This is a genomic window from Streptomyces sp. NPDC059718 (genome assembly GCF_042733315.1).
Classification (GTDB): domain Bacteria; phylum Actinomycetota; class Actinomycetes; order Streptomycetales; family Streptomycetaceae; genus Actinacidiphila.
Genome location: NZ_JBHWGA010000015.1, coordinates 169421 through 179583, shown reverse-complemented (window position 1 = coordinate 179583; position 10163 = coordinate 169421). Strand labels below are relative to the sequence as shown.

Genomic DNA, 10163 nt, shown 5'->3' with positions numbered 1-10163 from the left:
CGCCCGGTTACATTTCGAACCCGGAAGCTAAGCCTTTCAGCGCCGATGGTACTGCAGGGGGGACCCTGTGGGAGAGTAGGACGCCGCCGAACAATCTTTGTGGACCCTCGGTCCTGGCCAAAGCGCTGGGACCGGGGGTCCTTTTGTTTTTTAGCGTGGTGCACGGTTCGCGAACTGGTACGAGAGACTGGCACTACGGCAGCACAAACGACAGGAGTCACGTCGATGTCCAACTCGCCCGAGGAACGGCCTGATCGGCCTGAGCGGCGCGCTCCGCGCCAGGGCGGCGACCGGGGTGGATACCGCAGCGGCGGCCCCCGGCGCGAAGGCGACCGGGCCGGCGGCGGTTACCGCCGCGACGACCGTCCGCGTGGGCGGTCCGAGGACCGGGGTCGTGATGACCGTCGTGACGACCGCGGTGGGCCCCGCCGCGACGACCGGCCGCGCGATGACCGGCGCGATGACCGCGGTGGGTTCCGTCGCGATGACCGGCCGCGCTATGACCGTCCCCGTGACGACCGTCCGCGTGAGGACCGGCCGCGGTACGACAGGCCGCGGTACGACAGGCCGCGTGATGACCGTCGGGATGACCGCGGTGGGCCGCGTCGTGACGACCGGCCGCGCTATGACCGTCCCCGTGAGGACCGTCCCCGTGACGACCGTCCGCGTGAGGACCGGCCGCGGTACGACAGGCCGCGTGAGGACCGTCGGGATGACCGCGGTGGGTTCCGTCGCGATGACCGGCCGCGCTATGACCGTCCCCGTGAGGACCGTCCCCGTGTGGACAGGCCGCGTGAGGACCGTCGGGACGACCGCGGTGGGTTCCGTCGCGATGACCGTCCCCGTGAGGACAGGCCTCGTGTGGACCGGCCCCGTGATGACCGTGGTGGGTTCCGCCGTGACGATCGCCCGCGCTATGACCGTCCCCGTGAGGACCGTCCCCGTGAGGACCGGCCGCGTGATGACCGTCGGGACGACCGTGGTGGGTTCCGTCGTGATGACCGGCCGCGGTACGACCGTCCCCGTGAGGACCGGCCGCGTGATGACCGTCGGGACGACCGCGGTGGGTTCCGTCGCGATGACCGGCCGCGCTATGACCGTCCCCGTGAGGACCGTCCCCGTGACGACCGTCGGGACGACCGGCCCCGTGGGCCGCGCCGGGACGACGACCGTGGTGGCTACCGTCGGGACGAGCGTCCCCGCGGCCCGCGTCGTGATGACGATCGGGGCCAGGGCGGCGGCCGGCGGCCGTACGTGCAGGGGCGCGGGCGGTTCGAGAACACCCGGGGCCGTGACGAGCGCCGTGAGGAGCGGGAGCCGGTCAAGCGGCTGCCCATCCCGGACGACGTGACGGGTCAGGAGATCGACCCCAGCGTGCGGCAGGAGCTCATGAGCCTGCCGAAGACGCTCGCTGAGGACGTGGCGCGCAACCTGGTCATGGTGGCCCGGCTGCTGGACGAGGACCCGGACCTGGCCTACGGCTACTCCAGGGTCGCGCTGCGACTCGCGTCCCGTGTCGCCGCCGTGCGTGAGGCGGCCGGCTTCGCCTCGTACGCCACGGAGCGGTACGCCGAGGCGCTGGCCGAGTTCCGGGCCTGCCGGCGGATGACGGGCACGGTCGACCTGTGGCCGGTCATGGCGGACTGCGAGCGGGGCATGGGCCGCCCGGAGCGCGCGCTGGAGATGGCGGGCGCGCCGGAGGTGCACAAGCTGGACCGCGCGGGTCAGGTGGAGATGCGCCTGGTGGCCGCCGGTGCGCGGCGCGACATGGGCCAGAACGAGGCCGCCGTCGTCACCCTGCAGAGCCCGGAACTGGCGTCCAACGCCGTGCATCCGTGGACGGCGCGACTGCGCTACGCGTACGCCGACGCGCTGCTCGCGGCGGGCCGTGAGGACGAGGCCCGGGAGTGGTTCGCCAAGGCGCTGGAGGCCGACCAGAGCGGCAGCACGGACGCCTCCGACCGGCTGGCGCAGCTGGACGGCGTGGCCTTCGTGGACGCGCTGGACGAGGGTGCGGACGAGGGCGCCGGGGCCGGCGCGCCCGTCACGGCGGATCGGGACGACGACGGCGACGACTCCGACGACGCCGCCGAGGACTCCGCGGATGCCGAGGCCTCCGACGACGAGGAGCACGAGGACCACGAGGCCGGTGACGCCGGTGACGCCGGGGAGCCGGACGTCGACCTGACCGACGAGGCCGATCCGACGGCGTTCCTCGACGACCCGTTCAAGGAGCCCGCCAAGGGCACCGAGGACTGATCGCCGGAGCAAGGGGAAGGGCGGCATCCGCGCACGCGGATGCCGCCCTTCGCGTTGTGCGGCTTCAGGCAGGCGTGCCGTCGAGTTCCAGGCTGCGCAGCACCAGGCCGGTCGCCGGCTTCGGGCCGAAGGAGGTCGACTTGCGCGGCATCGTCACGCCCTGCTTGGCGAGGTCGTGCACGACGCTCTCGCGCACCGGGTGGATGAGCACGGCCGTGCCGCCGTACTGCTCGGCGCGCTCGACCGCGGCCTGGGTGTCGTGGATGTAGTGGATGTGCTCGGGGGCGTCGGGCACTTCCCAGATCCGGTCCAGGAGCAGGTTGTGCAGCACGGTGGCGTCCAGCTGCCGCCATTCCTCGGGCCGGTCCCCGGGGATGGCCCGGTCGAGGGCCTCGGTGTCCGGCCGGTCCAGGAGGTGGAAGCGGCCGTCGCCGGTGAGCAGGAAGGCGTTGCCCTCGGCCGCCGCGGCCTCCAGGGCGGCCAGGGCCTCCGGGAGGGGGCCGGGCAGCTCTTGTACGCGGAAGGCGTGGCCGGCCGCCTCGACGGCCCGCGCAGCGGGCAGTTGCGGCAGCACGCGGTGGATGGCGCGGACCCGCAGCGGGTAGCGGGCGGTGTCGACCAGCAGCACCAGGCCGTAGTCCCAGGGGCTGGGGGCCTCGTGCTCGGCCTGCAGCAGCAGGTACGTGGCCCAGCGGTGGTGGCCGTCGGCGATGACGGCCTGGTGCCGGGACAGGTCGGCGTCGACCGCGGCGATCGCCCCCGGGTCGGTGATCGCCCACAGACGGTGGTGGATGCCGTCCTCGGTCGTCGTGGCCAGCAAGGGCGGCCCCGCGACGGTGCGTTCGACGACCTCGGCCGCCTCCCCGTCGTCGCCCCGGTACGCCAGCAGCAGCGGTTCGAGGTTGGCGGCCGTGGCACGCATGAGCGCGGCGCGGTCGGCGACCGGGCCGGGCATCACGTCCTCGTGCGGCAGCACGATCCGTTCCTCGGGCGGGGTCAGGCGCAGGGCACCGATGAGGCCGCGCTGCACCTGATCGCCCTCGCGCTGCTCGTACACGTACAGGGCGGGCTTGGGGTCGAGGGCCAGGACGCCCTCCTCCTGCCATTGGAACAGCGCCCATGCGGCCTTGCGGTGCCGGCCGTCCGGGGGCTCGGCGGTGGGCAGGATGAGCCGCACGACGTTGTGCGGGTCGGCTGTCTCCAGGTGCCGCTGCTCCTCGGGCCGGACGACGACGTCGTACGGTGGCGAGGTGACCGCGGCCAGGCTGCCGACCCGCTCGGGGACGTAGCGGAGCGCGCGGAACGGCGCCAGCCGCAAGCCCCGTACAGCGGGTCCGGAATTGCTCATCCGGGCATGCTACGCGGGTCATGTCCGCGAAGTGTGCCGAGTGATCGACGACATACGAGGAGCGACCGCCCGATGACCCACAGGACCGGCCCGGCCGGCAGTGAAAGCCCCCTTGACCAGGCGTACGACACCGCCCTGCTCGACCTGGACGGAGTGGTCTATGCGGGTGGTGACGCGATCGCGCACGCCGTGGAGTCGCTCGGCTCGGCGCGGGCCCACGGCATGCGGCCGGCGTACGTCACCAACAACGCCGCCCGCACGCCGCGGACCGTCGCGGAGCACCTGACGCGGCTCGGCGTGCCGGCCGAGGCCGAAGAGGTCATCACCTCCGCCCAGGCGGTGGCCCGGCTGATCGCGGATCAGGTCCCGGAGGGCGCACGGGTGCTGGCGATCGGCGGCGAGGGGCTGGTGGAGGCGCTGCGTGAACGCGGGCTCCAGCCGGTCGCCTCGGCCGACGACGACCCGGCCGCGGTCGTGCAGGGCTACTCGCCCAAGGTCGGCTGGGAGCAGCTCGCGGAGGCGGCGTACGCGGTCAACCGCGGTGTGCCGTGGTTCGCCTCCAACACCGACCTGACCATCCCGACGGCCCGTGGCACGGCACCGGGGAACGGCGCGCTCGTCGAGGTGGTCCGGATCGCGACCGGTGGCGAACCGCAGGTCGCGGGCAAGCCGCTGCCGCCCATGCACCGGGAGACGGTCATCAGGACCGGCGCGCGACGGCCGCTGGTGGTCGGCGACCGGCTCGACACGGACATCGAGGGCGCCCACGCGGGCGGCGTCGACTCGCTGCTGGTGCTCACCGGGGTCACCACTCCCGCGCTGCTGCTCGCCGCTCCGCCGCAGCACCGGCCCACCTACGTCGACGCCGACCTGCGCGGCCTGCTCACCCCGCAGCCCGAGGTCACGGACGCCGGTGGGGGCGCGTACCGCTGCGGTGGCTGGACCGCCTCGGCGGGCGACGGGGCGCTGCTGCTGGACGGCGACGGCGAGCCCGTGGACGGACTGCGGGCGCTGTGCGCGGCGGCCTGGACACGGGCCGGGGACGGCTCCTGCGACCTGGACGCGGAGAAGGCGCTGGACCGGCTGGGGCTCTAGAGGAGCTTGCGCAGCCGCAGCAGGTCGCGGAAGCCCGCCTCCAGCTTGACCCTGCCGCTGCCCCACGCCTTGGCGAAGTGCAGCTTGCCGTCGACGAGCGCGACGAGGTCGTCACCGGCCATGGTCAGCCTTATTTCGGCGCGCTCGGCCGGCGGGCCCTGCACGGTGACCACGTCCTGGATGCGGCCGTCCACCAGACGTCCCACGAAGGTGACGTCGAGATCGGTGATGCGGCAGCTCAGCGAGCGGTCGAGCGCGGCCGCGCTGCGCAGGTCGCCCTCGGTCCCGGCGAGGTTCTCGGACAGCCGCTCGAGCGCGCTGCGGCACTCCTCGATGGTCGCCATGGGTGGTGCGTCTCCCGTTCGGACGTCGGCGCGTGCTGGTGTTGATCGACCGTACCGCAGGGGACCGTCGGGGAGACGCGGCGCCATAGGCGGTAGCGTCGTGACCGACGAACTCTGGGGAACTGGCGAAGGCGAGGAGTGAGGGCGTATGCGGGACGCGTTGCGGACCTGTCTGCAGATCGCGGGCGGCCTGACCGAGGCCACCCGGCGACGGGCGGTCGGTGCGGCCAAGGAACTGCTCGACCAGACCGGGATAGACGTCGACGCGGTCCAGCGGAGCATCGGCGAGCGGATCCCGCCCGAGGTGCAGACGCTCGCGGACGAGCTGATGGCGTCGGGACGGGCCAACCGCGACCTGCTCGTGGGTCTCATCCGCGAGGAGATCGACAAGGCGATGAGCCGGGTCGGGCGGCTCGCGGACGAGGTCACCAAGGTCGGCGTCGTCCTGGAGGCCCTGGAACGCCGCATCCGGAACCTGGAGGACGACGACCGGGAGCCGGCCGGGGCCGACATGACGGACGAGGAGCCGGATCCCGGTCTGTACGTGCCGCCGCAGCCGCCGGTGGAGCACGCACCGGTCGCCAGGTCCGCGCCCGCGCCCGCGTCCGCGAAGAAGCCCACGGGGACGGGCGCTGCCGCCGCCACCCCGGTGGCGCGCAAGAACGCCGCGCCGGCGCAGCCTCCCGCCACGCCTGAGGTTGCTGTGGTTCCGGAGCCCGACATGGCCCCGGGCACGGCTGCCGTGCCGGTCGCGCGGAAGAACGCGGCCCCGCCGAAGTCGCCCGCGGCGAAGAAGGCGACCCCTGCCGCGAAGCGGACCGCCCCGGCCAAGAAGGCGGCCCCGGCGAAGACCACGGCCGCGGCGAAGAAGGCGACCGCCTCCGGCACCGCGTCCGCGGCCAAGAAGACCCCGGCAGCGCCCGGCGCGGCTGCGGCTGCGCCTGCGCCTGCGAAGAAGACGACGGCGGCCAAGAAGGCCGCCCCCGCCAAGAAGACCGCCGCGGTGTCCGGCACCGCTGCCCCCGCCCCCGCGAAGAAGACGACGGCGGCCAAGAAGGCCACCCCCGCGAAGAAGGCGGCCCCGGCGAAGACCGCGGCCGCGGCGAAGAAGGCGACCGCCTCCGGCACCGTGTCCGCGGCCAAGAAGGCGACCCCCGCCAAGAAGGCTGCGGGCCGCACGCAGGAGGTGAGGGGACGTGACTGAGAGCGGGCTCGAGGGCGTGGCACCCGCGCCCGCACCGGAGGCCGCGGTCCCGGCGGAGGCGGTCGCCGACGCGGGGCCGCGTCCGCTGGGGGTCGTGCTGGACACCACGGGGAATACCGAGGTGGACGCCGTCCTTGTCCGCCTGCGGGATGCCGACCTGCTTCCCACCGAGGATCACGTCGAGGTGTACGAGGATGTACACCGTGGGCTGCGCGACACGCTCACGGGACTCGACGCCGACAACAGGAGCTGAACCTCACGTGGCACGACGCCGACTCGACGCCGAGCTGGTGCGCCGGAACCTGGCCCGCTCGCGGGAGCACGCCGGGCAGCTGATCACCGCCGGCCGGGTGACCGTGGGCGGGACGACCGCGACGAAGGCCGCCACGCAGGTGGAGACCAGCGCCGCGGTCGTCGTCGCCGATGACGCCTCGGACCCGGACTACGTCTCCCGCGGCGGCCACAAGCTGGCCGGGGCGCTGGCGGCGTTCGTACCCCACGGGCTGCTCGTGGAGGGGCGCCGCGCACTGGACGCCGGGGCGTCCACGGGCGGCTTCACCGACGTCCTGCTCCGCAACGGCGCGGCGCACGTCGTCGCCGTCGACGTCGGCTACGGGCAGCTCGCGTGGTCGCTGCAGAGCGATGAACGCGTCACCGTGAAGGACCGTACCAACGTCCGCGAGTTGACGCTCGAGCAGATCGACAACCAGCCGGTGGACCTTGTCGTCGGCGACCTGTCCTTCATCCCGCTCGGGCTCGTCCTGCCCGCCCTCGTACGCTGCGCCGCGCCCGACGCGGACCTGGTCCTGATGGTCAAGCCGCAGTTCGAGGTGGGCAAGGAGCGACTGGGCAGCGGCGGTGTCGTCCGCAGCCCTCAGCTGCGCGCCGAGGCCGTACGACAGGTCGCCGGACAGGCGGCCGTACTGGGACTGGGGGTGCTGGGCGTGACCGCGAGCCCGTTGCCGGGACCGTCGGGGAATGTGGAGTACTTTCTGTGGCTGCGCGCCGGGGCGCCCGAACTGGACCCGGCGGATGTCGACCGCGCTGTGGCGGAGGGGCCCCGTTGAGCGAGACGCACGAGACGCACGAGGTGCACGGGACGTCCGGCCGCACCGTCTTCCTCCTCGCCCACACCGGGCGGCCGGCGGCCATCCGCAGCGCCGAGCGGGTGGTCCAGGGGCTGAAGCGCTGCAACATCGGCGTACGGGTGCTGGCCGAGGAGGCCGAGGACCTGACGCTGCCCGGGGACGGCGGGGTGCAGCGGGTGCAGGAGATCGGCCCGGAGACCGTCGCGGACTGCGAGCTGATCATCGTCCTGGGCGGTGACGGCACGCTGCTGCGCGGCGCGGAGTTCGCGCGCGCCTCCGGGGTGCCGATGCTCGGGGTCAACCTGGGCCGGGTCGGCTTCCTCGCGGAGGCCGAGCGCGACGACCTGGACAAGGTCGTCGACCGCGTGGTCACCCGCGACTACGAGGTCGAGGAGCGCATGACGATCGACGTCCTGGTGCGCAACGATGGCCAGGTCGTCCACACCGACTGGGCGCTGAACGAGGCGTCGGTGGAGAAGCAGGCGCGCGAGCGGCTGCTGGAGGTCGTCACGGAGGTGGACGGCCGTCCGGTCTCCCGCTTCGGCGGCGACGGGGTGGTGATGGCGACCCCGACCGGGTCGACCGCGTACGCCTTCTCGGCCGGCGGGCCGGTGGTCTGGCCCGAGGTGGAGGCACTGCTGATGGTGCCGATCAGCGCGCACGCGCTCTTCGCGAAGCCGCTGGTGACCTCCCCGAAGTCGGTGCTGGCGGTGGAGGTGCAGCCGAAGACTCCGCACGGAGTGCTGTGGTGCGACGGGCGGCGCTCGGTGGACCTGCCGGCCGGCGCCCGCGTGGAGGTCCGGCGGGGCGCGGTGCCGGTGCGGCTGGCGCGGCTCCACCACGCCTCCTTCACGGACCGGCTGGTCGCGAAGTTCGCGCTGCCGGTGGCCGGCTGGCGGGGCGCGCCGCACTGAGTTTGCCCTCAGGGGTGAGGCCCGTCGCGCGGCGGCCCGCAAACCTCGTATGGTCGTATCCGTGTTGGAGGAAATGCGGATCCGGTCGCTGGGAGTCATCGAGGACGCCGTGGTGGAGCTGTCGCCCGGCTTCACCGCGGTGACCGGCGAGACCGGCGCGGGCAAGACCATGGTCGTCACCAGTCTCGGGCTGCTGCTGGGCGGCCGTGCCGATCCCGGTCTGGTCCGGATCGGTACGAAATCGGCGTCGGTCGAGGGGCGGATCACGCTGACGGCGGGCGCGCCCGCCGCCGTGCGGGCCGAGGAGGCGGGCGCCGAGCTGGACGACGGTGCGCTGCTCATCAGCCGTACCGTCTCGGCTGAGGGCCGCTCCAGGGCCTTCGTGGGCGGGCGCTCGGTCCCCGTGGGGCTGCTGGGCGAGCTGGCGGACGAGCTGGTCGCCGTGCACGGCCAGACCGACCAGCAGGGCCTGCTGCGGCCGGCCCGCCAGCGTGAGGCGCTGGACCGGTACGCGGGCGACGCCGTCGCCGTGCCGCTGGCCAAGTACGCGGGCGCCTACCGGCGGCTGCGCGAGGTCGCGGGCGAGCTGGACGAGCTGACCACGCGGGCCCGGGAGCGGGCCCAGGAGGCGGACCTGCTGCGCTTCGGCCTGGACGAGGTCGCCGCCGCGGAGCCACTGCCCGGCGAGGACGCCGACCTGGCCGCGGAGGCCGAGCGGCTGGGCCACGCCGAGGCGCTCGCGTCGGCCGCGACCCAGGCGCACGCCGCGCTCGCGGGGAACCCCGAGGACCCCGAGGGCGTCGACGCGGGCATGCTCGTCGCGGGCGCCCAGCGCGCGCTGGACGCCGTCCGCTCCCACGACCCGGCGCTGGCCGCGCTCTCGGACCGGATCGGCGAGATCGGCATCCTCCTCGGTGACGTCGCCGGCGAGCTCGCCGGGTACGCCGACGACCTGGACGCCGATCCCCGGCGCCTGGCGGTCGTGGAGGAGCGGCGGGCCGTCCTCGCCCACCTCACCCGCAAGTACGGGGAGTCCATCGACGCCGTCCTGGCGTGGGCCGAGCAGGGCGCGGCCCGGCTGGGCGAGCTGGAGGGCGACGACGAGCGGATCGGGGAGCTCACCGGGGAGCGCGACGCGCTGCGCGCCGAGCTCGGTGACCTCGCCCAGGCCCTCACCGACGCCCGGGGGGAGGCGGCGGACCGTTTCGCCGCGGCCGTCACGGCGGAGCTCGCGCAGCTCGCCATGCCGCACGCCCGGGTCGGTGTCGCCCTCCGGCAGACGGAGGACGAGGAGGGCGTCGAGGTCGGCGGCCGCCGGGTCGCCTACGGCGCGACCGGCGCCGACGAGGTCGAGCTGCAGCTCGCACCCCACCCGGGCGCCCCGGCCCGGCCGATCGCCAAGGGTGCTTCCGGCGGTGAGCTGTCCCGGGTGATGCTCGCCGTCGAGGTCGTCTTCGCCGGGTCGGACCCGGTGCCGACGTATCTGTTCGACGAGGTCGACGCGGGCGTCGGCGGCAAGGCGGCGGTCGAGGTCGGCCGGCGCCTGGCGCGTCTGGCGCGGACCGCGCAGGTCGTGGTCGTCACGCACCTGCCCCAGGTGGCCGCGTTCGCGGACCGGCAGCTGCTGGTCGAGAAGACGAACGACGGGTCCGTGACGCGGAGCGGGGTGCGCGTGCTGGAGGGTGAGGAGCGGGTACGCGAGCTGTCGCGGATGCTCGCGGGGCTGGAGGACTCGGAGCTCGGGCGGGCGCACGCGGAGGAGTTGCTGGCCGCGGCCCGCGAAGCGCGCTGACGCGCGCCGGGACCGGGGGTACCCGGTGTGCCACCGGGCCCGTGTGCCCGGTGGCGCGGCCGCTGTCGTGGGCCCCGGGCCGGGAGGGCCGTCGCTCCGGCCACCGGGTGTGCGGGTCG

10 protein-coding genes and 1 rRNA gene are annotated in these 10163 nt (G+C 74.3%); 9 read left to right on the top strand and 2 right to left on the bottom strand.

The genetic code is table 11. The features are described from left to right. The 3 genes from rrf to ACFV3E_RS19235 form a co-directional block, all read left to right on the top strand. Positions 1–92: ribosomal RNA gene (gene rrf / locus ACFV3E_RS19245) — 5S ribosomal RNA — on the top strand; the annotation flags it as partial. A 479-nt stretch (positions 93–571) separates the two neighbouring features. Then, positions 572–1351 (top strand): hypothetical protein, encoded by a 780-nt coding sequence (locus tag ACFV3E_RS19240; RefSeq protein WP_500535689.1) that lies wholly within the window; start codon positions 572–574, stop codon positions 1349–1351. Positions 1352–1374: 23 nt separating this feature from the next. Beyond that, the gene (locus ACFV3E_RS19235) at positions 1375–2259 is read left to right on the top strand and encodes a hypothetical protein (RefSeq protein ID WP_500535698.1); all 885 of its coding nucleotides are present in this window, start codon (positions 1375–1377) and stop codon (positions 2257–2259) included. 64 nt (positions 2260–2323) lie between these two features. Here ACFV3E_RS19235 and ACFV3E_RS19230 read toward each other — a convergent pair whose 3' ends face one another. Further along, positions 2324–3607 carry a DUF1015 domain-containing protein gene (locus ACFV3E_RS19230; protein ID WP_500535688.1) on the bottom strand — a complete coding sequence of 428 codons (1284 nt, stop codon included), beginning with the start codon at positions 3605–3607 and terminating at the stop codon, positions 2324–2326. Between the two features lie 72 nt (positions 3608–3679). Here ACFV3E_RS19230 and ACFV3E_RS19225 point away from each other — a divergent pair, with 72 nt between their 5' ends. Continuing rightward, positions 3680–4702: an HAD-IIA family hydrolase gene (locus ACFV3E_RS19225; protein ID WP_500535687.1), complete on the top strand. Its 1023-nt coding sequence runs from the start codon at positions 3680–3682 to the stop codon at positions 4700–4702. On the opposite strand, the gene ACFV3E_RS19220 is transcribed toward ACFV3E_RS19225, so the two are convergent. Continuing rightward, the gene (locus tag ACFV3E_RS19220; RefSeq protein WP_499511093.1) at positions 4699–5046 is read right to left on the bottom strand and encodes a sterol-binding protein; all 348 of its coding nucleotides are present in this window, start codon (positions 5044–5046) and stop codon (positions 4699–4701) included. The two genes, ACFV3E_RS19225 and ACFV3E_RS19220, sit on opposite strands and share 4 nt — an antisense overlap. A 148-nt stretch (positions 5047–5194) precedes the next feature. Between ACFV3E_RS19220 and ACFV3E_RS19215 the strand changes: the two genes are divergently transcribed. The 5 genes from ACFV3E_RS19215 to recN are packed head-to-tail and all read left to right on the top strand — an operon-like array spanning position 5195 to position 10044. Further along, complete coding sequence (locus ACFV3E_RS19215) at positions 5195–6250, top strand: histone (RefSeq protein ID WP_500535686.1); 1056 nt, start codon at positions 5195–5197, stop codon at positions 6248–6250. Then, positions 6243–6503, top strand: coding sequence for a hypothetical protein (locus ACFV3E_RS19210; RefSeq protein ID WP_500535685.1), 261 nt, complete (start codon positions 6243–6245; stop codon positions 6501–6503). The genes ACFV3E_RS19215 and ACFV3E_RS19210 overlap by 8 nt, the downstream gene beginning before the upstream one ends. 7 nt (positions 6504–6510) lie before the next feature. Beyond that, entirely contained in the window at positions 6511–7317 is an 807-nt protein-coding gene (locus ACFV3E_RS19205) for a TlyA family RNA methyltransferase (protein WP_500535684.1), read from the top strand. Further along, positions 7314–8252: an NAD kinase gene (locus ACFV3E_RS19200; protein ID WP_499511089.1), complete on the top strand. Its 939-nt coding sequence runs from the start codon at positions 7314–7316 to the stop codon at positions 8250–8252. Before ACFV3E_RS19205 ends, ACFV3E_RS19200 begins: the two co-directional genes overlap by 4 nt. A 49-nt stretch (positions 8253–8301) precedes the next feature. After that, on the top strand, positions 8302–10044 hold the full coding sequence (gene recN / locus ACFV3E_RS19195) for a DNA repair protein RecN (protein ID WP_500535683.1): 1743 nt from the start codon (positions 8302–8304) through the stop codon (positions 10042–10044). The last annotated feature ends 119 nt before the right edge of the window (positions 10045–10163 follow it).

Coding starts and splice junctions, on each gene's coding strand:
- ACFV3E_RS19225 (WP_500535687.1), top strand. CDS start 3,680: ATGACCCACAGGACCGGCCCGGCCGGCAGTGAAAGCCCCCTTGACCAG.
- recN (WP_500535683.1), top strand. CDS start 8,302: ATGGTCGTATCCGTGTTGGAGGAAATGCGGATCCGGTCGCTGGGAGTC.
- ACFV3E_RS19215 (WP_500535686.1), top strand. CDS start 5,195: ATGCGGGACGCGTTGCGGACCTGTCTGCAGATCGCGGGCGGCCTGACC.
- ACFV3E_RS19230 (WP_500535688.1), bottom strand. CDS start 3,607: ATGAGCAATTCCGGACCCGCTGTACGGGGCTTGCGGCTGGCGCCGTTC.
- ACFV3E_RS19220 (WP_499511093.1), bottom strand. CDS start 5,046: ATGGCGACCATCGAGGAGTGCCGCAGCGCGCTCGAGCGGCTGTCCGAG.